Here is a 25291-nt window from a genome sequence, read left to right on the forward strand (position 1 = left end):
CCCCGCTCCGGCAGGGCTTTCCCGTGTCCGCGCCACGAGTCGGGCTCCGCGGCGAAACTCGTCCTTGACAACCCCCGGCCCACCCTTCACCCTCTTCAATTAACCGTTCGGTACATTAGCCGACGGGCGAGGCAACGGCGCACCGCAGAGGAGAAAACAGTGAACGGTCGTCCGGATCGGGCGGGCCCCGCCGCGGGCCGGCCTGCCAAGGCGGCACTGGCCGCCTGGATCGGCAGCGCGCTCGAGTACTACGACTTCTTCATCTACGGCACCGCGGCAGCGCTGGTCTTCGGCAAGATCTTCTTCCCGTCGTCCTCGCCCGCTGCCGGGACGTTGCTGGCACTCTCGACGTTCGGCGTCGGGTACGTGACGCGGCCGCTCGGGGCGCTGCTGCTCGGCCACCTGGGCGACCGGTTCGGCCGCAAGCGCGTGCTCATCGCGACGCTGCTGCTCATGGGCCTCTCGACGGTCCTCGTCGGCTGCCTGCCGAGCTACGCGGCGATGGGCGTCGCGTCGCCGATCCTGCTCGTCGCGCTGCGGCTGCTGCAAGGCCTGTCCGCCGGCGGTGAGCAGGCGAGCGCGAACTCGATGAGCCTGGAGCACGCGCCGGAGAACCGCCGCGCTTACTACACGTCCTTCACCCTCAGCGGCACGCAGGCCGGGCAGATCGTGGCCACGGCGGTGTTCCTGCCCGTGGCCGCGCTGCCGCAGGACGCGTTGCTCTCGTGGGGCTGGCGCGTGCCGTTCTGGCTCAGTGCCGTGATGGTCGCGGTCGGCTACTTCATCCGCCGCTCGGTGGAGGAGACGCCGGTGTTCCGCGAGGAGGTCGCGGCGGGCGAGGTCGTCCGGCTGCCGCTGGCGGTGCTGCTGCGCGACCACTGGGCCGACGTCCTGCGCGTGATCGTCGCCGCGCTGATCGCTTCGGTCAGCACGATCTTCACCGTCTACGCGCTCAGCTACGCGGTCAACACGGTGGGGCTGAGCAAGACACCGATGCTGTGGGTCGGCGTGCTCGCCAACGTCGCCGCGGTGATCTCGATCCCGTTGTGGGCCAAGCTTTCCGACCGCAAGGGCCGCAAGCGCATCTTCATCGCGGGCTCGCTCGGCTGCGCGGTGCTCATCTTCGGGTACCTCGGCGCGATCGCCGCGGGCAGCTACGTGTGGATCTTCGTGCTCGGCATCGGCATGTTCGGCGTCGTCTACACGGCGACGAGCGCGATCTGGCCCTCGTTCTACGGCGAGATGTTCCCGGCCCGCGTGCGGCTGTCGGGCACGGCGATCGGCACGCAGATCGGGTTCGCCATCAGCGGGTTCCTGCCCAGCGTGGCGGCCGCGGTCGCCGGTGCCGGCAAAGGCGCGTGGCTCGGGGTCGCGATCTTCACCGCCGGGCTGTGCGTGGTCAACGCCATCGCCGTGGCGACCGGCCGCGAGACCTACCGCGTGCCGACCGCGCTGCTCGGGCTCAAGCAGCCGTCGGCCCGGCAGACCCGGGGGAGCGAGGTCGGCGTCCGGCCGTGAGCGAGTTCGAGGTCCACGCCCTGTGCTACGCCCGGCGCGACGGTGTCCGCGGTGACCACTTCCTCGGCCACGCACCGGATTCCGCCGAGCCGCACCCCACCGCGTACTACGTGTGGCTCGCGAGGTCGCCGGAGCACACGGTGCTCGTCGACGCCGGCCTGCGGCCCGAGCGCGCGGCGCGGGTGCCCGGCCTCGACTACACCGACCCGGTGCGCCTGCTGGCCGGGTTCGGGGTCGGCGCGGAGGCGGTGGACCACGTCGTGCTGACGCACCTGCACTACGACCACGCCGGCACGGCGAGCGCTTTCCCCCGCGCGGTCCGCACCGTCCAGCAGTCCGAAGTGGACTACTGGACGGGCCCGTGGGCCAAGCGGATCACGCGCGAGCACTGGCTCTGCGACGAAGTGGAGCTCCGCCGGCTCGAAGCCGCGGGCGAGCGGCTGCGGCTCGTCGACGGCGACGCCGAGGTCGTGCCCGGCGTGACCGTGCACCTCGTCGGCGGGCACACCGCCGGCACGCAGGTGGTGCGGATCGCGACCGCGGCCGGCCCGGTCGTCGTCGCGTCGGACGCCAGCCACTTCTACGAGAACCTCGAAGCCGACCACCCGGCGCCGCTGCTGCACTCCACGACGGGCGTGTACGGCGGGTTCGACCGCATCCGCGAGCTGGCCGGGCCGTCCGGGATCTTCCTGCCCGGCCACGATCCGCGGGTGCTGGAGCGGTACCCGACGGACTCCTCCGGCCGGATCGCGAGGATCGCGTGAGCGGGTCAGCGCGCGGTCAGGTAGCTCACGAGCAGGTCGCCCAGCATGCGCCGGTGGTGCTCGCGCGTGGCCGGGTCGAGCATGTCGCGGCCGAAGATCGCGTTGAACGTGTAGCGGTTGGCGGTGCGGAACACGCAGAACGCGCTGATCGCCATGTGCACGTCGAGCGCGTCGACGTCGGCGCGGAAGAGCCCGGCGGCGCGGCCGCGTTCGAGGATGCGGGTGAGCACGTCCAGCGCCGGGTTCGCGAGCGTCGAGAGCGTGCTCGACCGGGCGATGTGCTCGGCGCGGTGGATGTTCTCGATGCTCACGAGCCGCACGAAGTCCGGGTGGGACTCGTGGTGGTCGAAGGTGAGCTCGGCGAGCTGGCGGATCGCGTCCACCGCGTCGAGGTGGTCGACGTCGAGGCTCTGCTCGAGGGTCCGGATCACCGTGTAGGCCCGCTCCAGCACCGTCACGAAGAGCTGGTCCTTGCTGGTGAAGTAGTAGTAGATCATCCGCTTGGTGGTGCGGGTCTTCGCGGCGATCTCCTCCACGCGGGCGCCGTCGTAGCCCTTCTCGGCGAACTCCGCCGCGGCGACGTCGAGGATCTCGGCCTTGGTCCGCTCGGCGTCGCGCTGGCGCTCGGCAGCCTTCCCGGTGGCGTCTTCGGGCGACGGTGCGGCCACGGACTTCCCTTCTCCCGGCAGATGGATCTCCTCCCACTCTAGGCCGCGCGACCCGCGCGGCACCGCCACCACGTCGAAAGGAACCCCGTTGTCCCCAGCCACGGTCGTGGACGCCGTCCGCGAGCACGCCCGCCGCACCGGACCCGGTGTGGTGCTCGCCGGGCTCGTCGGCTCGGGCATCGGCCCGTCGCTGAGCCCGCCGCTGCACGAGGCCGAGGCCCGGCGCCTCGGGCTGCGGCTCGCCTACGCCCGCTTCGACCTCGACGAGTGGGGCCTGCCCGCGAGCGCCGCCGGCGACGTCGTGGCGGCCGCGCGCGCCGCGGGGTACGCCGGGCTCAACGTGACGCACCCGTGCAAACAGGTCGTGCTCGCACACCTCGATGAGCTGTCGGCCGACGCGGCCGCGCTCGCCGCCGTGAACACGGTGGTGTTCCGCGACGGAGCGGCGGCCGGGCACAACACGGATTGGTCGGGTTTCGCCCGTGGCCTCGAAACCGGGCTGCCGGGCGTGCCGCTGGACTCGGTCGTGCTGCTCGGCGCGGGTGGCGCCGGTGCGGCGGTCGCGCACGGCCTGCTGACGCTCGGCGCGGGCCGCGTCCGCGTGCTCGATCTCGACGCGGCGCGGGCCGGCGTGCTCGCCGCCGCCCTCTGCGACCGCTTCGGTGCCGGACGGGCGACAGCCGGGGGCCCGCTCGAGGAAGCGCTCGCCGCGGCCGACGGATTGGTGCACGCCACCCCCGTCGGGATGGCCGCGCACCCCGGCCTGCCGGTGCCCGCCGCCCTGCTGGACCCGCGCCTGTGGGTCGCGGAGGTGGTGTACCGGCCGCTGGAGACGGAGCTCGTGCGCGTCGCGGGCGAACGCGGGTGCCGCGTGCTCGACGGCGGGCGCATGGCCGTGTTCCAGGCCGCCGAGGCGCTCGCCCTGTTCACGGGTGCCGAACCCGACGCCGCGCGCATGCGCCGCCACTTCGACCGGCTCGCCGACCCCGGAGAAAGGGAACCCGCCGATGTCCTCGACTGACCCCCAGCCCCTCGAAAGCCGGCGTGCGATCGCCACCGTGTGCCTGTCGGGCACGCTCGAGGACAAGCTCACCGCCGCCGCGGCCGCCGGTTTCGACGGCGTGGAGATCTTCGAGAACGACCTGATCGCCTCGCCGTGGTCGCCCAAGCAGGTGCGCGAGCGCTGCGCCGAGCTCGGCCTGTCGGTCGACCTCTACCAGCCCTTCCGCGATTTCGAAGCGGTGCCGCCGGCCGTGCTGGCGGCGAACTTGCGCCGCGCCGAGCGGAAGTTCGACGTGATGGAGCAGCTCGGCGCGGACACGATGCTCGTGTGCTCGTCGGTGTCGCCGGACGCGGTCGACGACGACGACCTCGCGGCCGAGCAGCTGCACACCCTGGCCGAGCACGCGGCCGGGCGCGGGCTGCGGATCGCGTACGAGGCGCTGGCGTGGGGCCGCTTCGTGAACACGTACGACCATTCGTGGCGGATCGTGCGCCGGGCCGCGCACCCCGCGCTCGGGCTGTGCCTCGACAGCTTCCACATCCTCTCCCGCGGCAGCGATCCCGCCGCGATCCGGACGATCCCGGGCGACAAGCTGTTCTTCCTGCAGCTGGCCGACGCGCCGCGGCTGGAGATGGACGTGCTGCAGTGGAGCCGCCACCACCGGCTCTTCCCGGGGCAGGGCGCGTTCGACCTGGCGGCGTTCACCGGCCACGTGCGCGCCGCCGGGTACCGCGGGCCGCTGTCGCTGGAAGTGTTCAACGACGTGTTCCGCCAGGCCGATCCGCGTCCGGCCGCGGTCGACGCCATGCGATCCCTGCTGGCGCTGGAGGAATCGCTCGGTGCCACCGCCTTGCCGCCCGCGCCGGCCGTGAGCGGGCACGCGTTCACGGAGCTCGCCGTCGACGGCGCGGCGGGCGCCGAGGTGCGCGACGCGTTGGGGGCGCTCGGCTTCGCGCACGTGGGGCAGCACCGGACGAAACCCGTCGCGTTGTGGCAGCAGGGTTCGGCGCGGATCCTGCTGAACTCGCGGGCCGGTGCGGCGGAGGGGACCGCGTCGGTGGCCGCGCTGGCGGTGGAGAGCGCGGACCCGCCCGCGTCGGCGGAGCGGGCGCAGCGGCTGCTCGCGCCCGTCCTGCCGCGGCAGCACAGCGCGGGCGAAGCCGACCTGTCCGCGGTCGCCGCGCCCGACGGGACGTCGGTGTTCTTCTGCCGCACCGGTCCAGGCGAGAGCTGGCTCGACGATTTCGCGGTGCTGCCCGCCGAAACCGCGGAAGCCGGGCTGACGGGGGTGGACCACGTGTCGCTGACCCAGCCGTTCGACCACTTCGACGAGGCGGCGCTGTTCTACCGCGCGGTCCTGGGTCTCGAACCGGATCCGGTCACGGAATTCGCGGCGCCGTTCGGGCTCGTCCGCAGCCGTACGGTCTCCGGCGGGGACGGTGCGGTGCGCATCGCGCTCGACTCCGCGCTGCTGCGCCGCGGCGACTGGGCGCCCGGCGTGCGCGAACCGCAGCACATCGCGTTCACCACGGACGACGCGCTCGCCGCCGCCCGTGCCGCGCGCGAAGCGGGCGCGCCGCTGCTGTCCATTCCGGACAACTACTACGACGACCTCGACGCCCGCTCCGCCCCGCCACCGGATCTGCTCGACGCCCTTCGCGCGCACTCGATCCTCTACGACCGCGACGAACACGGCGTGCTGCTGCACTTCTTCACCGAAGTCCTCGGCGGACGCGTGTTCTTCGAGGTCCTGCAGCGCATCGACGGCTACGCGGGCTACGGTGCCGCCAACGCCCCGGTCCGGATGGCCGCCCACCGCCGCAGCCGCCTGGCCGCGCGGTGAGCCACTGTCCTCACTGGACGGTGTAGGTCTCCAGGGAGTGCGCGATCCACCCGGCCGTGCGGGCGATCACGAACACCGCCTCGCCGGCGCCCTCGGCCATGCCGTGCACGAAGCACAGGGCGCCGAGCGCGAACTCGGCGTTGGGCTCGAGGTCGCGCCGGCGCCGGACGAGGTCGATGGCGGCTTCGACGATCTCCAGCCGTTCCGGGTCGGCGGGCGCCTCGGCCAGCAGGCGCAGCAGCTCGGCAGCACGCGGGTCGTGGCTGCGGTAGCGGGGCTGTCCGAAGCCGGAGAGCCGGTCGCCGCGCAGCAGCCGCTGTTCGAGCACCCGGGACACGGACGCGGGCGACGTGATGTCGCCCAGCCACGCCTGCACGGCCAGGGACGAACCGCCGCCCAGCAACAGTCCACTCGCGACACTCATGCCCGCGAGCACCGCCGAGTACGGGTCCGCCGCCCTGACCGCGGCCTCGCGGACCGCGCGCGTCGACGGGCCGAGCCCGTGGTCGGCGAGCAGCACCAGCGCGGCCGAGAGCACCGCGATCCGTTCCGGTAACGCCGGTTCGGCCGTGAGCCGGCCCCACAGCCGTTCGGCGATGGGCCGGCCGCGTTCGCACTCCGCGCCCGGCTGCGGCAGCGCCTCCACGAACGCCGGTGCCATCGTGCGCGCCGCCGCCAGGACCGACGGCACGGACAGGTCGTAGCGGAACGAATCGCGCGCGCCCAGCAGCGTGGCCGTGACCTTCAGCCGGTCGAGGGGCAGGCTCGTCTCCGGCATCGTGTCCTGCAGCCGCCGGATGGCCGTGACCAGCTCCGGTTCGAGCTCACGCGGGGCCGCGGCTTCGTCCTGGCCCCACAGCAGCTCGGCCACCTCTTCGTAGGACGCGGTGCGGGCGAGCTCCACGGCGTCGCGTTCGCGGTAGAGCAGCGCGTCGCCGTCGAGCCGCGCGACCTCGCTCACCTCGGTGAACGCGGTCGGCTCGTCGTCGCGCAGCAGCGTCCGCGTGCCCTTGCGCTGCCCGAAGCCCTCGACCTCGCTGCGCGCGAGCCAGCTGCGCCGGTCGCGGGGGAGGCGGTGGCGTTTCAGCAGGCCACGGCTGATGTAGGCGTAGACCGTGCTCTGCTTGACCCCGAGGACGTCGGCGGCCTCGGCGATGGACAGCACCTCCGTGTCGGTGCTCACGTGTGGTGACCCCTCCTCCTGCGCGAACTTCGGCTCGCGGCAAGTCTAGTGACCGCGAATCCTTGTCACGGAACAGAAACATCGGGTTGACAAGGGATTCGGACCACAACTACGGTCTCGTCGTTCTCGTCAATGTTGATGCTCAATGTTGATTATATTGATTTTCGAGGTGGAGCGCCAGTGCAGGTTCACGACATCGCCGTCATCCGCGGGGACGGCATCGGCCCCGAGCTGGTCGACGCCGCGCTCACCGTGCTGGGCGCGGTGAGCGGCCGGGCCGGCTTCGAGCTGCGCTACACCGACGTCGACGCGGGCGCCGACACCTACCGCCGCACGGGCGTGGCCTGCTCGCCCGAAGACCTGGAGTACCTGCGCACCGGCGTCGCGGCCACGCTCAAGGGCCCCGTCGGGCTACCCGACGTGCGCTTCCCGGACGGCACCGAAGCCGGCCTGCTCGGCGGCATCCTGCGCATCGGGCTCGATGCGTACGCCAACGTCCGCCCCGCGCTGCTGCTGCCCGGCGTCACCTCGGCGCTCGGCGGGGTGCAGGCGGGCGGCATCGACTACGTCATCGTCCGCGAGAACACCGAAGGCCTGTACGCCTCGCGCGGCAAGGGCGTCGGCAACCGCTGGGCCGTCTCAGACACGCTCATGGCCACCCGCGAGGGCACGCTGCGCATCTGCCGCCGCGCGTTCGAGCTCGCGGCCGCACGCGGCGGGGCGCCCAGCGACGGCAAGCACCGCGTGACCTGCGTGGACAAGAGCAACGTGCTGCGCAGCCACGCGCTGTTCCGCGAGATCTTCTTCGAGGTCGCCGCCGAGTACCCGGACATCGAGACCGAGGTGCTCTACGCCGACGCCGCCGCGCAGGCGCTCGTGCTGCGGCCCGGCGACTTCGACGTGCTGGTGATGGAGAACTTCCTCGGCGACGTGCTGAGCGACCTCGGCGGCGCGACCGTCGGCGGGATCTCGCTGTGCGGCTCCGGCAACATCGGCGACGTCAGCGCGTACTTCGAGCCCATCCACGGCAGCGCGCCCTCGATCGCCGGCAAGGGATTGTCGAACCCGATCGGGCAGATCCTCGCCGCGGCGATGATGCTCGACCACCTCCACCACACCGCCGAGGGCGACCTCGTGCGCGCGGCCGTCGCCGGTGCCCTCGAGGGCGGCGACATCACGCTCCGGCCCGACGGTTCGGCGGCGGGCGGCCCCCGGGCCGTCGCCGAAGCCGTGGCGGGCCGCATCTCCCCGGCTTCCTGAACAGACCGGTCCCGATGAAGAGAACGGAAACCCCCGACATGAACACCGAGCTCGAGTTCACCGGCGCCCGCCGGCGCCGCATCATCATCGCGGCGTCGGCCGGGAACTTCGCCGAGTGGTACGACTGGGGCGTCTACGGCGTCGTCGCCACGATCATCGCCGCGAAGTTCTTCCCCGGCAACGATCCCGCGGTCGCGCTCCTCAACACCTACGCCGTGTTCGCGCTCGGCTACATCGCCCGCCCCATCGGCGGCATCTTCTTCGGCTGGATCGGCGACAAGTACGGCCGCCGCCGCGCGCTGTCGATCTCGATCCTGTTCACCTGCTTCGGCACCGCGCTCATGGGCGTGCTGCCGACCTACGCGCAGATCGGGTTGCTGGCGCCGGTGCTGCTGCTGGTGTGCCGGCTGGCTCAGTCGATGGGCGCCGGTGGTGAGTACGCCAGCGCGATCAGCTTCGTGTTCGAGCACAGCCCGGCGGGCCGGCGCGCCCGCAACGTCAGCTCGCTGATCGCCACCACGTTCATCGGCATCCTGTGCGGCTCGCTGCTGGCCCGGGTGTTCTCGAGCTTCCTGACCAAGGACGAGTACCAGACGTTCGGCTGGCGCATCCTGTTCCTCGTCGGGCTGCCGCTCGCCGCGTTCGGCGTGTACCTGCGCTCGCGGGTCGAGGAGAGCCCGGAGTTCGAGATGCTGGCCAAGGCGCGCGCGAAGGCGAAGGAGACGGCCACGCCGCTGCGCGACGCCCTGCGCCTGCACTGGGTGCCCATCGTCATCTTCATCGTCTGCACCGCCAGCTACGCGCTGCTGAGCACCACCATCACGTCGTTCCTGACCACGTTCCTCATCAACGTCGGCAAGCTCGACAGCACCGAGGCCTACAACGCGACCATCGTGAGCAACGTGCTGGTCATCGCCGGCTCGCTCGTGATGGGCCCGGTCGCGGACAAGATCGGCCTGCGCAAGGCGCTGAGCCTGTGCGGGCTGGTGGTCGCGATCCTCGCCGTGCCGTCGCTGGCGCTCGCGGCCGGCGGCGGGGTGGGCGCGTTCACCGGCGGTGCCCTGATCGGCGCCTGCAAGGGGCTGCTCGCGCTGCCGGCGCTGCTGGCGATCAGCCAGATCTTCCCTACGGCCGTGCGCGTCACCGCGGGCGCGCTCGCCTACAACGTGGCGCAGGCCGTGTTCGGCGGCACGGGCCCGATCATCGGCGTGTGGCTCAACGACGTCACCGGCGGCCCGTACGGCCTCGGGGTGTACCTGGCCGCGCTCGGCCTGATCACGGCGGTCGTCGCGTTCTTCGCGCGGCGCACGTTCGACCACGACGAGGCGGCGGTCCCGGTGACCGGCGCGGTGGCGCCGGAGGCGCGGTGAAGATCCTCCCGCTGACCCAGGGCTACCCGGGCAAGAGCGCGCAGCACGGTGGCCTCGGCTGGAGCAGCGTGACGCTCGTGCGCCACGACGACCGGCTGCTCCTCGCCGACACCGGCTCGTTCGGGATGCGGTCGCTGCTCGCGCAGCGGCTCGCCGCCCACGGCGTGGCGCCGGACGAGGTCACCGACGTCCTGCTCACCCACGCGCACTACGACCACGCCGCGAACTACCTGCTGTTCCCGCGGGCCACCGTGTGGGTCGGCGCGGCCGAGCTGGAGTGGGCGGCGAGCCGGGAACCGGCCTTCGACCCGCTGCCCGAGCTGTACGCGGCCGACCTGGCGAGCAACCCGCGGACCCGCCGCGTGGCGGGTGACGGAGAGATCCTGCCGGGCGTCGAGGCGTTCGCCACGCCCGGGCACACCCCCGGTTCGACGGTCTACCGCGTCGGCGGATCCGTGCTGTTCAGCGGTGACGCCGCGAAGAACCGCGCGGAGCTGCTGAGCGGCGACGTCGACATGACGCTCGACCGCGACGCGAGCCGCGCGTCCGTGGGCAAGATCCTCGACCTGTGGCGGGAACACCCGGACACGCTGCTCGTGCCCGGCCACGACGTGCCGATGCGCTGGCACGACGGCCGTCCGTCCTACACGGACACCCGCAAGGCGGGGATCCGTTCGTGGTTCGGCGAAGACCTCGCCGCGACCACCGAGTTCGACCTCACCGAAGGAGAAGGAAACCGATGACCGGCGACACCCAGATCACCGCCGAGGAACTGCGCGGCCTCGCGGCCCGCGCGCTGGCGGGGAACGGGATGTCCGAAGAGGACTCCGCCCGGGTCGCCGACGTACTGGTGCTCGCCGACCTCTTCGGGATCCGCACGCACGGCGTCGCGCGGATCCCGCAGTACCTCGACCGCGCCCGCGTGGGCGGGGTCGACCTGCACGCGAAGGTGACCGTGGAGCCGGTCGCGCCCGCGCTGTCGCGAGTGGACGGTGCGAACGGCATCGGCCCGCTCGTCGGGTCGCACGCGCTCGACGCGGCGCTGGCCGGCGCCCGCGCGACCGGCCTCGGCGCGGCGTTCGTCCGCGGCAGCAACCACTTCGGCCCGGTGATGCCCTACCTGTTCCGCGCCGCGGAGCAGGGGTTCGCCGCGATCATCGCGAGCAACGCGACCACGACGATCGCGCCGTGGGGCGGGCGCGAGGCGCGGCTGGGCAACAACCCGCTGGGCATCGGCGTGCCGGCGCCGGGCGGTGACCCGGTGCTGCTGGACATCGCGATGAGCGTGGCGGCGCGCGCCAAGATCCGCGCGGCCGCGGCGGCGGGGGAGTCCATTCCGGACACCTGGGCCACCGACCGCGACGGCAAGCCGACGACGGACCCGGCCGCCGCGCTGGAGGGGTTCCTGCAGCCGCTGGGCGGGCACAAGGGGTACGGCCTCTCGGTGATGGTCGACCTGTTCGCCGGCGTGCTCTCGGGCGCCGGGTACCTCACGCGCATCAGCTCGTGGAGCGCCGACCCCGAGCAGCCGCAGAACCTCGGCCACGTGTTCTTCCTGATCGACGCGACGAAGCTCGTGCCCGGTCCCGAGCTGGGCGAGCGGATGGCCGATTTCGCGAGCATCCTGCACACCACCCCGCCCGCCGACCCGGCTCAGCCGGTGCGGCTGCCGGGTGAGCTCGAGCTCGCGCGCTACCGCCGGCAGCTGCGCGACGGCGTGCCCGTCGAGGACGGGGTGCTCGCGCGGCTGTCCGAGTTCGCGGGCACTGTGCGGTGACCGCCGTGCCGTCGGGTGCCTGCGACTGCCACGTGCACGTGTTCGACCCGCGCTTCCCGTACGCCGCCGACCGGGCCTACACGCCCGGCGCGGCGAGCGGGGAGCAGCTGGACGAGCTGCACTGGCGGCTGGGTGTGAGCCGGGCCGTGCTCGTGCAGCCGAGCCCGTACGGCACGGACAACTCGTGCCTGCTCGACCAGCTGCGCAGCCGCGGCGACCGCGCCCGCGGGGTCGTGGTGTTCGACCCGGCCGACGCGCCGCCGCTCGAACAGTGGCACGCGCTGGGGGTGCGGGGCGCGCGCGTGAACCTGGCGACCTTCGCGGTCGACGACCCGGCGGTGGCGGTCGCGCCGCTGCGTGCGACCGCGGCGGTGATCGCGGACCTCGGCTGGCACCTGCAGGTCTTCACGTCGTTGCCGGTGGTCGAGGCGCTGGCGGACGACCTCGCGCGGCTGCCCGTGCCGGTCGTCCTCGACCACTTCGCCCTCGCACCCGCCGCGGCGGGCCCCGGTCGGCTGTCCGTGCTGACCGACCTCCTGCGATCCGGTGCGGCGTACGTCAAGCTCTCTGCGCCGCACCGGATTTCCACCGCGCCCGACCACACCGACGTCGAACCGCTGGTCGCCGCCCTCGTCGCCGCCGCGGGCGACCGGCTGCTGTGGGGCACGGACTGGCCGCACACCGGCGGCCGCCCGCGCACGGCCGCGAACCGCCTGACGGTCGAGCCCTTCGAGCCGATCGACGACGCGCGCGCCGTGGCGCGGCTGCTGGAGTGGACCGGCCCGGAAGCGGGGCGGCGGATCCTCGTGGACAACCCGGCCGGGTTGTACGGCTTCTGAAACCGGGTGGCGTCCGTCTCAGTCGGCGGGCGCTCGTCCGGTTTGCGAGCTAAGTTGCGCGGAACAACCCAGTCTCGGGAGGAGCCGGTGAGCACGACGACCTTCGCCGCGGTGTCCGCCGTCAAGCGGCGCTCGCCCAGCGGGTTCGACGCGGACATCAGCCCGCAGTGGACGATCGGGGGCAAGCCCAACGGCGGGTACCTGCTCGCGCTCGTCGGCCGTGCGGCCGTCGCCGACCGCGAGCACACCGACGTCCTGGCCGCGAGCGCGCACTACCTGCGCTCACCCGACCCGGGCCCGGCCGACGTCGAGGTCGAGACCCTGCGCACGGGCCGCGCCGCCAGCCAGGTCCGCGGCCGGCTCGTCCAGAACGGCAAGACGTGCGTGGAGGCGCTGTTCACCGTCGGCACCCTGGTTCCCGGCGCCACGTACTGGCAGGACGGCCTCCCGCCGGCGCCGCTCGCCGCCGAGGCGACCTTCCGCGTCCCGAGTACCACGCCGGTCGGCGTTCCCGTCGCCATCATGGAAGAGATCGACGTCCGCTTCGATCCCGAGAGCGCCCGCGTCTTCTCCGCCGGCCCGTCCGGCCACGGCGAACTCCGCGGCACCCTCACCCTCCCCGGCGGCGAACCCTTCGACCCGGTCAGCCTGCTCTTCGCCGTCGACGCCTTCCCACCGGCCACCTTCGACATCGCCGCCACGGGCTGGGTCCCGACCCTCGAACTGACGGCCTACGTCCGCGCCCGCCCGGCCCCGGCCCCGGGCCCGCTGCGCGTCCTGCACCGGGCCCACCTCATCGCCGACGGCCGCGTCGACGAGTCCTGCCACCTCTGGGACAGCACCGGCACGCTGGTCGCCCAGGGCACCCAGCTCGCCGGCATCCGGCTCGGCTGAGGCGCCCGGCGGGCGGTGCGACGGCAGCACGATCACGCCGGAGATCGCCGAGGAGTTCTTCCAGCGCACGGTGCAGAAGGCCCAGGGCCGAGGGAGGCGGGGGCGCTCCCCGCCGGGAAGCGCCCCCGCCTGCGGCTCAGCCGAGCGACGCCGCGCGGGCGACGCTGTTGAGCAGCGACGAGTTCATCAGGAACTTCAGCTCCAGCGCGGGATCGTCGCCCAGCGCCGCGAGTTCCGCCAGCCGTTCCTTGCGCCGCACGGGGTCCTTCTCCTCGAGGCGGCGCTTGTTGGTCACCGTCTGCTGCTGGACGAACTCGATGTTCACCGTGCGGCGGCGGACGGTGTAGCGGTCCAGCACGGCTTCGTCGCCGCTGCCGGCGAATTCGTGCAGGGAAGCGGCCAGCTCGACGGCGTCGTGGATGCCGCAGTTGAGGCCGAGGCCGCCGATGGGGTTGTTCACGTGCGCGGCGTCGCCGGCGAGGAAGACGCGGCCGGAGCGGAAGTCCTTCGCCACGCGCTGGTGCACGTTGTACAGCTTGCGGTGCACGAGCTGGTCGGCGGGGTTGGCCGACAGCGCCAGGCCCTCGAGCCGCGACCGCGCGCCTTCGTCCCCGACGGCTTCCTCGTCGGTTTCGCCGACGGTGGTGGGGAAGACCGCGCGCCAGCGGCCCTTGCCGTCGTCGCCGGCGACCTTGAAGAGGTTGACCCACTCGCGCGGGTCGGCCCAGTAGTTGCGGTAGCTGCAGTCCAATTCGGACTGGAAGTCGAACAGCGTGGTGAGCACGAGGAACCGCTCGGGCCACGTGTAGCCCTCGAACTCGATCCCGAGCGCCTTGCGCACGGTGCTGCGCCCGCCGTCGCTGCCCACGACGTAGTCCGCGGTGATCGGGCCGGCGTCGGTGTGCACCGTGACGGAGTCCGCGGTCTGCGTCACGCCCGTGACGCCGGCGCCGAACCGGACGTCCACTCCGGACAGCCGCTCCAGCACCATGTTCACGATCTTGTGCTGCTCGATCTGGACCACGAACGGATAGGGGGTCACGTCGCGCAGCACGTCGTGGTCCAGCCGCGTGATGAGCGAACGCTCGGGCCGGTCCCAGAAGTCGAAGTACCGCGCGACGAGCCCCCGCTGGACCACTTCGTCCATCAGGCCCAGCTCACCGAGCATCGCGAGGGTCGAGGGGTGCACCGTCGCCGCGCGCGGGGCGTCCTCGACCGCCTGCTCCGCTTCCAGCAGCGTCACGTCGAACCCCCGCCGGGCGGCCGCGAGCGCGAACACCGCGCCCACCGGACCCGCGCCCACGACCACAACACGCTGTCCCATTGCTGTTCTTTCCCCTTTCAGGCGAGTTTCGCGAGCCAGCCGGCCACGGTGTCCACAAGCGACTCCGAGGAGCCGTCGAAGCGGTGCCCTTCCGTGCCTTCCGGCGACGGCAGCGACACCGACGTGACCGATGGCGAGAGCCCGTGTTCGAGCGCCGCCTCCAGCCAGCCGGGTTCGAAGTCGTGGATCACGGTGTCGTGCTCGTCGCGCACCATGAGGATCGGGTTCGGCACGCGCGCGACCCAGTCGAGGCTGCGCGCGCCCGCGATCCCGGTGCGCCGGTAGGTCAGGAAGTGCTGCGCCGTCACGGGAACCGAGCGCCCGCCGAGCCACGACATCTCCGTCGAGAGCGTGCGCCCGAAGTCGCCGGCCCGCACGGCCGCCACCGCTTCCTCGGTGAGCGCGCGGTAGGTCGCCTCGTCGTTGATCAGCAGGTGCCGCGACTTCCACGGCAGGTCCGCGAACATCCCCGTCAGCACGACGCCGGCCGTGGTCTCGTGCCAGTGCGTCGCGGCGAACAGCGACACCTGCGACGTGCCGAGGCTGTGGCCGTGCAGCACGATCTTCGAGTACCCGAGCGCGCGTGCCGTCCAGTACGCGGCCTCGATGTCGCGCACCGTCGCGTAGTAGTTGTCCGTGTTCACGGCCTCACCCGACTGGCGCGTGTTGATCGCCAGCACCGGCACGCCGCGGGCGCTCAGCCCGAGCGCCAGCGTGCGCACCGGCAGGCTGCCGATGCTGCCGCCGCTGCCGTGCACGCTCAGCACGAGCGGCGCGTCCGGCAGCGGCTCGGCCGGCACCAGGTGCGCGGCCGGCCCGCTGCGGCCGTCGAGGGAGGTGATCTCGTAGTACTGCAGCGAAACGCCTTCGGGGGCGTGGAAGTCGTGCAGGGACGAAGGCGCTTCGGCGGGACGGTAGGTCACCGCCGCGGCCACGGAGTCCGTTGTGGACAAGTCAGGTGCTCCTGTCACTTCGAGCCGGTGTAGACGAGCTTGCTGTAGTCGACGGTGCCGCCGAACCCGCCGAACTGCTTCATCGCGTCGCCCCAGATCTTGAGGTCGCCCTCCGACACCTCGGTGGTGAACTCGCCCAGCGGCGACTTCTTGGCCTGCTCGGCGGTCACCTTCGTGTAGGCGGCCGACGCCGCGTACGCCCCGTCGGTGTTGCCCTTGATCCACTGCGCCGCGTCCTGGATCGCCGCCTTGAACCCGTCGGCGAGCTTGCCGTTCGCCTGCGTCCAGTCCTTCGTCGCGACCCAGTAGGTGCCGCCGAGGTAATTGGGGCTCAGCGCGCGCTCCGGGTCGCCGAGGCTGCGCATGCCGGCCTGCTTGCCGACGGTGATGAACGGGTTGATCACCTCGACGGCGTCGACCTGCCCGGCCTTCAGTTCGTCGATCATGTTCGGCGTCGGCACCTGCACGAACTGCTCCGCGGCCGGGTCCACGCCGTTCTTCGACAGCCACGCCTTGGTCGAGATGTTGATGTTGCCGGTCAGCGTCGGCGAGCCGATCCGCTTGCCGCGCAACTGCTTCACGTCGGTGATGTCCGGGCGCACGAAGATCTGCACGCTCTGGTCCTCGGGCGAGTCGCCGTTGTTGCCCGACACGGCCACCAGCGGCACTCCGGACGACGACGCGCGCAGCATGATCGGCGCGACGCTGAAGCCCAGGTCGTACTGCTTGCCCAGCAGCGAGGGCACCAGCGTGATGTCGTTGAGCGTCGTCGTCTTCACGCCCTTGATGCCGTGCTTGGCGAAGAAACCCTGTTGCTGCGCGACGAGAACGGCGAGCGAGTCGTTGGTGTTGTTCAGCGCCACGCGGATGGTGCCGTCGCTCGAGGACGTGGAGCCGCTGGAGCCGCTGCACGCGGAAACGGCGAGCGCGCCGGCGAGCAGTGCGGTGGCCAGCGCGGTGATGCGGGTGCCCCTCATGACGCCTCCGTGGGATGGGGGTGGATTGGGGATCGTGTACTGGTTCACTATCCGAAGTAGTTGAGCAGGGACAGTAACTCAAGTTAGCTAATTGCTCAATGCTCCAGCTCAGGCCCTTGGTAACAGCCCTGTTAAGGCTGGATCGAAGACCAAAAAGCACTACTCAAGTCATTGACGTGTGGAAGGTAGACGCCCATCATGGCCAACGCCAGCCCTGAAGGAGGTCCCGAGCCCGTGACCGTAGAAGCCAGCGCACCGGCCACCGAGACGGCGGATGCGTTTTCGTGCAGCAAGCTGTTCGTCGAGTACCGCACCCGGGACCGGGTCCTGCGGGTGCTCGAGGACGTCGGATTCTCCTGCGCGCAGGGGGAGTTCCTGAGCATCCTCGGTCCGTCCGGCACCGGGAAGACGACCCTGCTGCGGATCCTCGCCGGTCTCCTCTCCCCGGGTGAGGGTTCGTCCGTGCGGTTCCGCGGCGAAGAGATCACCGGCCCGCCCTCCGGCGTCGGCATCGTGTTCCAGAACTACGCCGCGTCGCTGTTGCAGTGGCGCACGGTGGAACGCAACGTCGCGCTGGGATTGGAAGGCCGCACGAGCAAGGCCGAACGCGACGAGCGCGTGCGCGAAGCGCTCGAGCTGGTCGGCCTCGGCGACCGCGGGAAGGACTACCCGTGGCAGCTTTCCGGTGGCATGCAGCAGCGCGTGCAGATCGCGCGGGCGCTCGTGATGCGCCCCGAAGTGCTGCTGATGGACGAGCCGTTCGGCGCGCTCGACGCGATGACCAAGGCGCAGCTGCAGGACGAGCTGCTCAAGGTCGCCGCCGTCACCGGCGCCACGGTCGTGTTCGTGACCCACGACATCGACGAAGCCGTGTACCTGTCCGACCGCGTGCTCGTGCTCGCCGGCCGGCCCGCGACGGTCGGGCGTGAGCTGGCCATCGACCTGCCGCGCCCGCGCGACCAGGTGGCCACGAAGGAACTCCCGGCCTACCTCGCCGCGCGCCACCGCGTGTACGAGGCCTTGCGCGCGGAGTCCGAGGCCTCGCGCGTTTCGGAGCCGCAGTGAGGGCCGGCCGGCGGCTGGCCGGGTTCGTCGTCCCGGTCGTCGCGATCCTGCTGTGGCAGCTGGTGAAATCGACCGGACTGCTGCCGTACGACAACATTCCGGCGCCGTCGGACATCTGGTCGGCCACAGTGGACCTGATCACCTCCGGCGAGCTCGCCACCGACACCGCGCACACGCTCGCCGCGTGCCTCGGCGGCTGGGCGCTGGGCTCGGTTCTGGGCCTGCTGCTCGGCTTGCTGCTCGGGCTCGTCCGTCCCGCGTGGACCTACGGCATGGCTTCGGTGGAGGTCCTGCGCGCGCTGCCCGCGATCTCGTTCGTGCCGATCGTGGTGATCCTGCTGGCGCAGACGGTGGAGATGGAGATCGTGATCGCCGCCTGGGTCGCGATCTGGCCGGTGGCCATCAGCACGATCGACGGCGTGCGCGGCGTGAACCCGGTGCACCAGGACCTCGCGCGCACCCTCGGTCTCTCGCCGGTCGCCAAGATCGTGAAGTTCGCGCTGCCGACGGCGTTGCCGAAGATCGTGGTGGCGCTGCGGCTGAGCCTGTCGGCGGCGCTCGTGCTGGCCATCGTCGCCGAGATCGTCGGCGACCCGGCGGGCATCGGCTACGCGCTCGTCGAGCAGCAGCAGTCGCTGCGCCCGGCCGCGATGTTCTCCTACATCCTGCTGACCGGGGTGCTCGGCATCGTGCTCAACTTCGTTCTCGTGTGGGCGCTGCGGTTCGTGCCGGGCGCCCGTCAAGCCGTCCGGGGAGGCGACGATGCCGCGTAAAACCCGCAAGTCCGGGGTCGCGCCCCTGCGGGGGCTGTTGCCGCTGGCGCTGCTGCTGGTGCTGTGGCAGGTCGTCGGTGACAGCTCGAGCACCTTCTTCCCGCCGCCGTCGGCGTGGTTCACGCAGACCCTGGAGCTCACCTCCGGCGGTGCGCTGCTGACCGGGTTGCTCGCCACGCTCGAGACGTTCGTGCTGTCGCTGCTGGCCGCCACCGCGCTCGGCGCGGTGCTCGGCCTGCTGATCGGCCGCGTGCCGATCGCGGAACGGCTGCTCGGCCCGATCCTCGAGTACTTCCGGTTCCTGCCGGGTGTCGCGCTCGTGCCGCTGGCCGTGCTGATCGTGGGCTACACGGAGTCGATGAAGCTCTACGTGGTGGTGTTCGGCGCGCTGTGGCCCGTGCTGCTGCAGGTGCGGGCGTCGGCGAAGGAGGCCGACACCATCCTCTCCGACGTCGCCTCGAGCCTGCGGCTCGGGAAGTTCGCGGCGTTCCGCAAGATCCACCTGCCCTCGATCGTGCCCGGGCTGCTGCTCGGGGTGAAGATCGCCGCGCCGCTCACGCTGGTGCTGGTGCTCGTGGTCGAGATCAGCACGCAGGTGTCCGGGCTGGGCAAGCTGATGGAGACCGCGCAGCAGAACTTCCAGTCGGCGCAGGTCTACGGGCTCGTCGTCGTGGTCGGCCTCGTGGCGCTCGTGATCAACATGCTGGTGTCGGCCGTGGAAGGCTTCCTGCTGCGGTACCGCCCGCAGCACTGAAGCCCGGCGAAGGGCCTTCGGTCCGGTGTGGACACACCCGGCCGAAGGCCCTTCGCCGGGTGCGGAACACCGCGGTGGGGACGAAACCTCAGTGGTGGTGCGCCTGCCGGCCCGCGGCCGAGAGCAGCAGCGCGAGCCGCGGGTCGGAGTCCAGCCCGAGGTAGAAGGAGAACGTGGCCAGCGCGCCGAACTTGCCCTCGTCGGACAGCTGGCGCTGGAAGTGGTTCACGTGGTGGTGCACCGCGTTGTCGATGTTGCGCAGCGCTTCGATGCCGGCCTCCGAGGCGTGCACGGCGATCACCCGGCGGTCGTCGGGGATGCGGGCGCGGTGCACGAGCCCCTTCTCCTCGAGCTGGCGCACCAGCCGCGACGCGAGCGCCGGCGCGATGTCGAGCCGGTCGGCGACCTTGTTCACCGGCAGCGGGCCCTCGGCGCCGAAGATCTGCAGCAGCGCCTGGTGCTGCAGCGGCTGCAGCCCGCCCGCGATCGCCTGCTCGTCGAGCAGCCGCAGGATCTTGCGTAGCACGAACCGCGCGTGGGCGATGGCCTTGACGTGGTTGGCGAAGTCGAGGTCGCTCGCCGCGTGCGCGCCCTTCCCCCACAAGGCGAGCAGCTCGGCGGTCCCGTCCTCCACCGTGATCCCCCTCCGTGATGGCATCTTCAGGTCATTGACCTGAGGACACTATATCAGGGGAGAGCTCAGGATTCGGCGGCCGCGCGGATGGCTTCGGCGATGGCCGAGTCGGGGTCGAGTCCCACGTAGAAGGCGAAGATCGACAGCGCCGACAGCCGCTCGTCTTCGCGCAGCTGGTGCTGCAGGAACGCGACGCTGTGGTGCACCTCGTCGTCGATCTCGGCGAGCTTCTGCGCGCCGGCTTCGGTGGCGACGACGTTGGTGGCGCGGCGATCGCTCTCGGACGCCTCGCGCGTCACCAGGCCCATTTCCTCCAGGCGGCGCACCATGCGCGACGCGAAGGCCGCGGCCACGTCGAGCCGCGCCGCCAGCGTGCTGACGGTGATGCCGCGCGCCTCGTTGGACCCGTACACCTGCAGGAGCGCTTGGTGCAGCAGGGGTTCCAGGCCGTGGTGCTTCGCCTGCTCGTCGACGATCCGCAGCACGCGACGCGTGACGTAGCGCGCGTCGGCGATGTTCTTCACGTACGCCTGGAACTCGCGGCTGCGCTTGGCGTCGCCGATGTCGGCCCACTTGGTGTAGGCGCGCATTGCGTCGTTCATGGGACTGAGTTTCCTCTCGGACGAGCGCGGCGGCGAGCGGACGCGGCGATCATACGTGGCACAGTTTTAGTTGACTAAAGTCAGGTATTATTGTTAGCCTTCTGGCCCAGGAGGTCACCCCATGGCTCTGCATTCCGCGGACAGTGATCCCAGCGGGTTCAAGGCGGCTCTCGGCTCCTTCGCGTCGAGCGTCAACGTCATCACCCTCTGGGACGCGGCGGGCCGGCCGATCGGCATGACGGCCACCGCCTTTTCTTCGGTGTCGGTCGATCCGCTGCTGATCCTGGTCTGCGTCAACCGGTCCACCCGCACCTACGAGCGCATCGCCGAGACGCGCCGCTTCGGCGTGAACATCCTCGGCTCGCCCGCCCGCGAGATCTCGGACCACTGCGCGCGGCCGGGCGCCGACAAGGCCTTGCCGGCGGAGTGGCTCACCCGGCAAGAGGGCTGGCACAGCCCCGCCCTTTCGGGGGCACTGGCGTTCCTGGACTGCGAGATCGACCAGGACGTCGAAGCGGGCACGCACGCCGTGCTCATCGCCACCGTCGGCGGCATCGGGCTCAGCTCGGCGCTGCCGCACCACGAACCGCTCGTGCACTTCCGGGGCAGTTACCGGCAGTTGCAGGCGGGGATCCACCACCCGCGGCCCCGGCCGCTACCGATCGCACTGGAGGAATCGGCGTGACGCGTTCCGGCAAGGACTACGTCGAAGGACTGCGCGACAACCGGCGGGTGTTCGTCGACGGCGAATACGTCTCCGATGTCGCTTCGCACCCCGCGTTCAAGGGGGCCGTCGAGTCCATCGCGCGCGTGTACGACGTGGCGCACGACCCCGCCAACGCGGTGGAGATGACGTTCCCGTCGCCCGTCACGGGGGCGCCGGTGAACCTGTCGTACCTCATCCCGCGCGGGGAGGACGACCTGCGCCGCCGCCGCGTGGCGCTGCGGAAGACGGCCGAGGCCACGTTCGGGCTCATGGGCCGCGGCCCGGAGCACGTCGCCGGGTTCCTCGCCGGCTGGGCGGGCCGCTCCGACGTGTTCGCGGCCGGCGGGCAGCGGTTCGCCGACAACGTCGTGAAGTTCTACGAATACGTGCGCGACAACGACCTCTACTGCTCGTACGCGATCGTGCCGCCGCAGATCGACCGCAGCAAGCCCGCGCACCAGCAGGCCGACCCGCACCTGTACGCGGGGGTCAAGGAGGAGCGCGAAGACGGCATCGTGATCGCCGGCGCGCAGATGCTCGGCACCGGTGCCGCGATCTCCGACTACCTGGTGCTCAGCTGCATCGTGCCGCTGCAGCCGGGTGACGAGGACCAGGCGATCTCCGTCGCCGTCCCGATCGGTGCCGAGGGGCTGAAGATCTACTCGCGGCGCAGCTACGCCGAAGCCGCCACGAGCGTGTACGACTACCCGCTCGCCAGCCGCTTCGACGAGACCGACTCGCTGATCGTGTTCGACGACGTCTTCGTGCCGTGGGAGCACGTGTTCGTGTTCCGCGACCGGCAGATCACGAGCGACCAGTGGAGCCGCACGCCGGCGCACCTGCTGGGCAACAACCAGGCCCAGATCCGCTTCTCCGTGAAGCTGGACCTGCTGGCGGGTCTCGCCCTGCGCGTCGCGCGCATGAACGGCTCGGACAAGTTCCCGCCCGTGCGCGGGGTGCTCGGCGAACTCGCCGCCCACGCGGCGATGGTGGCGGGGCTCGTGTACGCGCAGGAGCAGCACTGCGAGGTCGACGAGAAGGGCGTGGCCTGGCCCGGTCGCGAGGAGTGCTACGCGACGATGACGCTGCAGTCGGACTTCTACCCGAAGCTGCTGCACCTCGTCCGCGACCTCGTGGGCGGCGGCGTGATCCAGCTGCCGTCCTCGGCCGCTGACTTCGCCAACCCCGAGGCGCGCGCCGACTTCGAGCGGTACGTGCAGTCGCCCGGGCACCCGACCGTCGAACGCGTGAAGCTGCTGAAGTTGGTGTGGGACCTCATCGGCTCGGAGTTCGCGAGCCGGCACCAGCAGTACGAGATGTTCTACGCCGGGGCGCCGTTCCTGGTGAAGTCGCGCATGAGCCAGATCTACGACTTCTCCCGCGCCGAGGCGCTCGTGGACGGCGCGCTCGCCGGCTACGACCTCGACGGCCGCACGGAGACCGTGCAGGCCTGAGCGGGGCCCCGCGAGGGGCACACAGACCGCGGGGCGCCCGGCGAACGCCGGGTGCCCCGTTTCCACGTGCGCGTGCCGGATTTCGCGTGCGGACACGAGAAAGGGCGCCCGGCCGGGACCGGGCGCCCTTTCTCGTGTCCGCTGTGGACGGTTCAGCTCGTGCGGTAGCGCACCTCGAACGTGAGGCAGCCTTCCTCGCTGGTCCACGGGCCGTGCTCCATGCCCGGCGGGCGGCAGGCGTAGTCACCGGCGGAGAAGGTCTCACCGAGCCGCGTGTCGGTGAAGGAGCCCTCGAGGATGTAGACTTCTTCCCAGAAGTCGTGCACCTGCACGCCGTTCGGGGTGGTGTCGGTGCCGGGCTCGAAGCGCAGCATGCGGGTGGCGACGCCGGTGTCGCCGTCGGCGGCGAGGATGCGCTCGGTCAGCTGCGGCACGACACCCGCGCAGGGGGTGAACTCGACCGTCTTGGTGGGGAAGAACTCGTGTTCCGGCTTGGCCATGGGGGTTTCTCTCTCTCCGGTTCGGGGTCAGGACACCGAGTAGGTGTGCGTGAGCTCGGGACCGCCGGGCAGCGTCAGCGACAGCGTCCAGTCGCGGCCCGGCACGAACTTGCCCTCGATCAGGGTCAGGGTGCCGCAGAACATCACCAGGTCGCGCGAGTCCGAACCCCGGTGCAGGGCGAGCACGTCGGTCGGGATGCGCAAGGCGCTCAGCGGGCCGTGCTGGTAGCGCACGCCGTCCACAGTGGATTCCGCGACGATCGCGTCCCAGTCGGGGTTCTCGATGGGCACCACGGTGGCGCCGAGCGGCTTGGGGCACGCGGCCTTCGAGTCCTTGACGCTGGAGGTCTCGATGTCGCGGTCGGTGTGGTCGGAGCCCACCGTGAGGTACAGCTTGCCGCCGGCGCGCACGAGCACGGGCTCGACTTCGCCGGAGGTGTTGGTGCCCGACACGGAGATCGTGGCGGCCTGCGTCGCGAGCGCGGCCTCGAGCTCGTAGAACGCCGGGACGGAATCGGGCGGCGGCACGCCGATGGCGGCGAGCTCGTCGATGTGGTGCTTCACGGCGGCCTCGTCGCGGCCGGTGTACCCGGCGACCACGAGGTCGAAGTCGGTGACCGTGACGGTTTCGCCCGTCCGGGCCACGGTGAAGGTGAGTGCGGTCATGCGTGCGCTCCTCGTCGGGTCAGTTCCTGGTAGCTGGGCAGCCGGTCGTCGAGCACGGGGAACTGCTCGCGCGTGGCCGGGACGACGCCCGGGTCGGCGTCGCACCACGTGATGCCCTCGTCGGTGCCGGCTTCGGCGAGCACGGTGCCCCACGGGTCGACCACGCGGCTGTGCCCGCCGAGTTCCACCCCACCTTGGCTGCCGGTGGCGTTGCACGCCACCACGAGCACCTGCTCCTCCACGGCGCGGGCCGTGGTGAACAGCTGCCAGTGCGCCAGGCGCGCCGCGGGCCACGCGGCGGGCACGATCACGAGCTCGGCGCCGGCGTCGACGAGGCAGCGCCACAGCTCGGGGAAGCGCAGGTCGTAGCACGTGGTGCCGGCGACGGCGCCGAACGGCGTGGCCACGGCGGACACCTGGTCACCGGGCTTGAGCAGCTGCGCTTCCTTCGACTGGTAGCCGAACACGTGCACCTTGCTGTAGCTGTGCACGAGCTTCCCGGCCGGGTCGAACAGCACGGCGGTGTTGCGCAGCGCGCCGTCGGGCAGCCGCTCGACGAAGCTGCCGCCGTGCAGGTACGCGCCCGTCTCGCGCGCGAGCGCGCCGAGGCGGGCGAGCGACGGCCCGTCGGCCGGTTCGGCGTCGCGGGCGTAGTCGTCGAAGGCGAAGTAGCCGGTCGCCCACAGCTCGGGCAGGACGATCAGATCCGCCCCGGCGGCCGAGCGGACGAGCCCGGCCACCCGGTCGAACCGGGCGGCGACGGGCTCGTCCTGCGGGCTCGCGATCTGGACGAGCGCGATCCTCACGAGGCCTGCCACAGGTCCCGCGCGGCCGCGGCGACCATGTCGTCGTACGTGAGTTCGCGCTCGGTCAGCCCGGTCGCGCGGGCGAACCCGGCGAGCCCGGCCGCGGCCTCGGGCGAGATGGCGGGCTCGTAGAACGGCCCGTCACGCTCGATCAGGCCCGCGATGAGCCCGGCTTCCATCTCCGGGAACAGCGCGGTGCCGACCTTGGTGGCCAGCGACGGGTCGCGCCGCAGCTCGCGCTGCGCCCGCAGCACGCCGCGGGTGACGGCGGCGGTCTCGTCCGGCCGCTCGGCCGCCGTCCGGCCCGTCGTCATCAGCGCCGGGAAGGTGTACAGCGCGGCTTCGCCACCGTCGCGGCGGGCGTCCACCACGACCTTGCCGACTCCGCGCCGCACCGCGACCTCGGTGCCCATCCCGTTGGCCCAGAAGGCGTCGATCTTGCCGTCGGCCAGGGCTTGGGCGGCGGTGACGCCGAAGGAGACGTCACCGGCGACCCCGGCCACGGGCGCGATGGTGACGCCCGCACCGGTGAGGTCCGTGCCCGCCGCCTCGAGCAGCCGGCGCAGGCCGAGGTCGGGGCCGGGCGCGGCGCCGATCCGGATGTCCCGCAGCTTCCCGAGGTTTTCGCGGGTCACGTCGAGGTCGGGCCGCACCACGAGGAACCAGTACATGTTCTGCGCGAGCGCGGCCAGCAGCTTCTGGTCGCCCCACGCGGGGTCCGCGTAGAGCGGGGCGTGGGCGCAACCGGCGAGGAAGTCGATCTGCCCGTCGCGAAGAGCAACCGCGGCGTCGGTGACGGGGAAGAGGAGTTCGAGCTCCACGTCGAGTCCCTCGTCGCGAAGGAATCCCAGCTCCACCGCGGCGATCGCGGGGAAGTAGGAGTTCGAGACGAGGTCGGGCACGGCAAGGCGCATGGCGGCCTTCCTGGTCAAGAAATTAACAGTACTCAAGTAATGTA

Annotated in this window: 26 protein-coding genes; 15 read left to right on the forward strand and 11 right to left on the reverse strand. The window is 71.7% G+C overall.

Annotation, left to right across the window (positions count from 1 at the left end; genetic code table 11):
* Positions 1–159 precede the first annotated feature (159 nt).
* Positions 160–1518, forward strand: a complete 1359-nt coding sequence (locus tag ACIA77_RS38455; protein ID WP_395891039.1) for an MFS transporter — start codon at positions 160–162, stop codon at positions 1516–1518.
* On the forward strand, positions 1515–2282 hold the full coding sequence (locus ACIA77_RS38460) for an N-acyl homoserine lactonase family protein (RefSeq protein ID WP_395891040.1): 768 nt from the start codon (positions 1515–1517) through the stop codon (positions 2280–2282). The genes ACIA77_RS38455 and ACIA77_RS38460 overlap by 4 nt, the downstream gene beginning before the upstream one ends.
* Positions 2283–2287: 5 nt before the next feature.
* Here the strand turns inward: ACIA77_RS38460 and ACIA77_RS38465 are convergent, their stop codons facing one another.
* Positions 2288–2950 (reverse strand): TetR/AcrR family transcriptional regulator, encoded by a 663-nt coding sequence (locus tag ACIA77_RS38465; protein ID WP_395891041.1) that lies wholly within the window; start codon positions 2948–2950, stop codon positions 2288–2290.
* 148 nt (positions 2951–3098) lie between these two features.
* On the opposite strand from ACIA77_RS38465, the gene ACIA77_RS38470 reads away from it, so the two are divergent.
* Positions 3099–3971 carry a shikimate dehydrogenase gene (locus tag ACIA77_RS38470; RefSeq protein ID WP_395891108.1) on the forward strand — a complete coding sequence of 291 codons (873 nt, stop codon included), beginning with the start codon at positions 3099–3101 and terminating at the stop codon, positions 3969–3971.
* Positions 3958–5796: a bifunctional sugar phosphate isomerase/epimerase/4-hydroxyphenylpyruvate dioxygenase family protein gene (locus ACIA77_RS38475; protein ID WP_395891042.1), complete on the forward strand. Its 1839-nt coding sequence runs from the start codon at positions 3958–3960 to the stop codon at positions 5794–5796. The genes ACIA77_RS38470 and ACIA77_RS38475 overlap by 14 nt, the downstream gene beginning before the upstream one ends.
* Positions 5797–5806: 10 nt before the next feature.
* Here ACIA77_RS38475 and ACIA77_RS38480 read toward each other — a convergent pair whose 3' ends face one another.
* On the reverse strand, positions 5807–6979 hold the full coding sequence (locus tag ACIA77_RS38480; protein WP_395891044.1) for a citrate/2-methylcitrate synthase: 1173 nt from the start codon (positions 6977–6979) through the stop codon (positions 5807–5809).
* A 180-nt stretch (positions 6980–7159) separates the two neighbouring features.
* On the opposite strand from ACIA77_RS38480, the gene ACIA77_RS38485 reads away from it, so the two are divergent.
* From ACIA77_RS38485 to ACIA77_RS38510, 6 genes are all read left to right on the forward strand, one after another.
* Complete coding sequence (locus ACIA77_RS38485) at positions 7160–8239, forward strand: isocitrate/isopropylmalate dehydrogenase family protein (protein WP_395891045.1); 1080 nt, start codon at positions 7160–7162, stop codon at positions 8237–8239.
* A 14-nt stretch (positions 8240–8253) separates the two neighbouring features.
* Complete coding sequence (locus tag ACIA77_RS38490) at positions 8254–9609, forward strand: MFS transporter (RefSeq protein ID WP_395891046.1); 1356 nt, start codon at positions 8254–8256, stop codon at positions 9607–9609.
* Positions 9606–10352: an MBL fold metallo-hydrolase gene (locus ACIA77_RS38495; protein ID WP_395891047.1), complete on the forward strand. Its 747-nt coding sequence runs from the start codon at positions 9606–9608 to the stop codon at positions 10350–10352. The genes ACIA77_RS38490 and ACIA77_RS38495 overlap by 4 nt, the downstream gene beginning before the upstream one ends.
* Positions 10349–11386 (forward strand): Ldh family oxidoreductase, encoded by a 1038-nt coding sequence (locus tag ACIA77_RS38500; RefSeq protein WP_395891048.1) that lies wholly within the window; start codon positions 10349–10351, stop codon positions 11384–11386. Before ACIA77_RS38495 ends, ACIA77_RS38500 begins: the two co-directional genes overlap by 4 nt.
* Positions 11383–12225 (forward strand): amidohydrolase family protein, encoded by an 843-nt coding sequence (locus tag ACIA77_RS38505; protein ID WP_395891049.1) that lies wholly within the window; start codon positions 11383–11385, stop codon positions 12223–12225. Before ACIA77_RS38500 ends, ACIA77_RS38505 begins: the two co-directional genes overlap by 4 nt.
* An 87-nt stretch (positions 12226–12312) precedes the next feature.
* The gene (locus tag ACIA77_RS38510) at positions 12313–13119 is read left to right on the forward strand and encodes a thioesterase family protein (protein WP_395891050.1); all 807 of its coding nucleotides are present in this window, start codon (positions 12313–12315) and stop codon (positions 13117–13119) included.
* 136 nt (positions 13120–13255) lie between these two features.
* Here the strand turns inward: ACIA77_RS38510 and ACIA77_RS38515 are convergent, their stop codons facing one another.
* From ACIA77_RS38515 to ACIA77_RS38525, 3 genes are read right to left on the reverse strand one after another with little or no spacing between them, the layout of a single operon-like run.
* Positions 13256–14443 (reverse strand): FAD-dependent oxidoreductase, encoded by a 1188-nt coding sequence (locus ACIA77_RS38515; protein ID WP_395891051.1) that lies wholly within the window; start codon positions 14441–14443, stop codon positions 13256–13258.
* 17 nt (positions 14444–14460) lie between these two features.
* Positions 14461–15396: an alpha/beta fold hydrolase gene (locus ACIA77_RS38520; protein WP_395891052.1), complete on the reverse strand. Its 936-nt coding sequence runs from the start codon at positions 15394–15396 to the stop codon at positions 14461–14463.
* 14 nt (positions 15397–15410) lie between these two features.
* The gene (locus tag ACIA77_RS38525; protein WP_395891053.1) at positions 15411–16373 is read right to left on the reverse strand and encodes an ABC transporter substrate-binding protein; all 963 of its coding nucleotides are present in this window, start codon (positions 16371–16373) and stop codon (positions 15411–15413) included.
* 234 nt (positions 16374–16607) lie between these two features.
* Here ACIA77_RS38525 and ACIA77_RS38530 point away from each other — a divergent pair, with 234 nt between their 5' ends.
* Genes ACIA77_RS38530 through ACIA77_RS38540 form a run of 3 tightly spaced genes read left to right on the forward strand, consistent with a single transcriptional unit; the run spans position 16608 to position 18965 of the window.
* Entirely contained in the window at positions 16608–17438 is an 831-nt protein-coding gene (locus ACIA77_RS38530) for an ABC transporter ATP-binding protein (protein WP_395891054.1), read from the forward strand.
* Positions 17435–18211: an ABC transporter permease gene (locus tag ACIA77_RS38535; RefSeq protein WP_395891055.1), complete on the forward strand. Its 777-nt coding sequence runs from the start codon at positions 17435–17437 to the stop codon at positions 18209–18211. Before ACIA77_RS38530 ends, ACIA77_RS38535 begins: the two co-directional genes overlap by 4 nt.
* Positions 18201–18965, forward strand: a complete 765-nt coding sequence (locus ACIA77_RS38540) for an ABC transporter permease (protein ID WP_395891056.1) — start codon at positions 18201–18203, stop codon at positions 18963–18965. The genes ACIA77_RS38535 and ACIA77_RS38540 overlap by 11 nt, the downstream gene beginning before the upstream one ends.
* 88 nt (positions 18966–19053) lie before the next feature.
* Here the strand turns inward: ACIA77_RS38540 and ACIA77_RS38545 are convergent, their stop codons facing one another.
* Both ACIA77_RS38545 and ACIA77_RS38550 read right to left on the reverse strand, forming a co-directional pair.
* Positions 19054–19599, reverse strand: a complete 546-nt coding sequence (locus ACIA77_RS38545) for a MarR family winged helix-turn-helix transcriptional regulator (RefSeq protein WP_395891057.1) — start codon at positions 19597–19599, stop codon at positions 19054–19056.
* Between the two features lie 65 nt (positions 19600–19664).
* Positions 19665–20201 (reverse strand): MarR family winged helix-turn-helix transcriptional regulator, encoded by a 537-nt coding sequence (locus tag ACIA77_RS38550; RefSeq protein WP_395891058.1) that lies wholly within the window; start codon positions 20199–20201, stop codon positions 19665–19667.
* Positions 20202–20322: 121 nt separating this feature from the next.
* Here ACIA77_RS38550 and ACIA77_RS38555 point away from each other — a divergent pair, with 121 nt between their 5' ends.
* Complete coding sequence (locus tag ACIA77_RS38555; RefSeq protein WP_395891059.1) at positions 20323–20886, forward strand: flavin reductase family protein; 564 nt, start codon at positions 20323–20325, stop codon at positions 20884–20886.
* Positions 20883–22361: a 4-hydroxyphenylacetate 3-hydroxylase family protein gene (locus ACIA77_RS38560; protein WP_395891060.1), complete on the forward strand. Its 1479-nt coding sequence runs from the start codon at positions 20883–20885 to the stop codon at positions 22359–22361. The genes ACIA77_RS38555 and ACIA77_RS38560 overlap by 4 nt, the downstream gene beginning before the upstream one ends.
* Positions 22362–22513: 152 nt before the next feature.
* On the opposite strand, the gene ACIA77_RS38565 is transcribed toward ACIA77_RS38560, so the two are convergent.
* Genes ACIA77_RS38565 through ACIA77_RS38580 form a run of 4 tightly spaced genes read right to left on the reverse strand, consistent with a single transcriptional unit; the run spans position 22514 to position 25265 of the window.
* Positions 22514–22861, reverse strand: coding sequence for a cupin domain-containing protein (locus ACIA77_RS38565; protein ID WP_204089790.1), 348 nt, complete (start codon positions 22859–22861; stop codon positions 22514–22516).
* A gap of 27 nt (positions 22862–22888) precedes the next feature.
* Complete coding sequence (locus ACIA77_RS38570; protein WP_395891061.1) at positions 22889–23527, reverse strand: DUF2848 family protein; 639 nt, start codon at positions 23525–23527, stop codon at positions 22889–22891.
* Positions 23524–24333, reverse strand: coding sequence for a carbon-nitrogen family hydrolase (locus ACIA77_RS38575; protein WP_395891062.1), 810 nt, complete (start codon positions 24331–24333; stop codon positions 23524–23526). The genes ACIA77_RS38570 and ACIA77_RS38575 overlap by 4 nt, the downstream gene beginning before the upstream one ends.
* Entirely contained in the window at positions 24330–25265 is a 936-nt protein-coding gene (locus ACIA77_RS38580) for an ABC transporter substrate-binding protein (RefSeq protein ID WP_395891063.1), read from the reverse strand. Before ACIA77_RS38580 ends, ACIA77_RS38575 begins: the two co-directional genes overlap by 4 nt.
* Positions 25266–25291 lie beyond the last annotated feature (26 nt).

Origin of the sequence: Amycolatopsis sp. NPDC051903 (assembly GCF_044452505.1) — a bacterium.
Lineage (GTDB): Bacteria > Actinomycetota > Actinomycetes > Mycobacteriales > Pseudonocardiaceae > Amycolatopsis.

Excerpts from the sequence above, each read along its gene's own strand:
- ACIA77_RS38540 (WP_395891056.1), top strand. The coding sequence starts at position 18,201 with ATGCCGCGTAAAACCCGCAAGTCCGGGGTCGCGCCCCTGCGGGGGCTG.
- ACIA77_RS38570 (WP_395891061.1), bottom strand. The coding sequence starts at position 23,527 with ATGACCGCACTCACCTTCACCGTGGCCCGGACGGGCGAAACCGTCACG.
- ACIA77_RS38565 (WP_204089790.1), bottom strand. The coding sequence starts at position 22,861 with ATGGCCAAGCCGGAACACGAGTTCTTCCCCACCAAGACGGTCGAGTTC.
- ACIA77_RS38555 (WP_395891059.1), top strand. The coding sequence starts at position 20,323 with ATGGCTCTGCATTCCGCGGACAGTGATCCCAGCGGGTTCAAGGCGGCT.
- ACIA77_RS38475 (WP_395891042.1), top strand. The coding sequence starts at position 3,958 with ATGTCCTCGACTGACCCCCAGCCCCTCGAAAGCCGGCGTGCGATCGCC.
- ACIA77_RS38525 (WP_395891053.1), bottom strand. The coding sequence starts at position 16,373 with ATGAGGGGCACCCGCATCACCGCGCTGGCCACCGCACTGCTCGCCGGC.
- ACIA77_RS38550 (WP_395891058.1), bottom strand. The coding sequence starts at position 20,201 with ATGAACGACGCAATGCGCGCCTACACCAAGTGGGCCGACATCGGCGAC.
- ACIA77_RS38500 (WP_395891048.1), top strand. The coding sequence starts at position 10,349 with ATGACCGGCGACACCCAGATCACCGCCGAGGAACTGCGCGGCCTCGCG.
- ACIA77_RS38515 (WP_395891051.1), bottom strand. The coding sequence starts at position 14,443 with ATGGGACAGCGTGTTGTGGTCGTGGGCGCGGGTCCGGTGGGCGCGGTG.
- ACIA77_RS38490 (WP_395891046.1), top strand. The coding sequence starts at position 8,254 with ATGAAGAGAACGGAAACCCCCGACATGAACACCGAGCTCGAGTTCACC.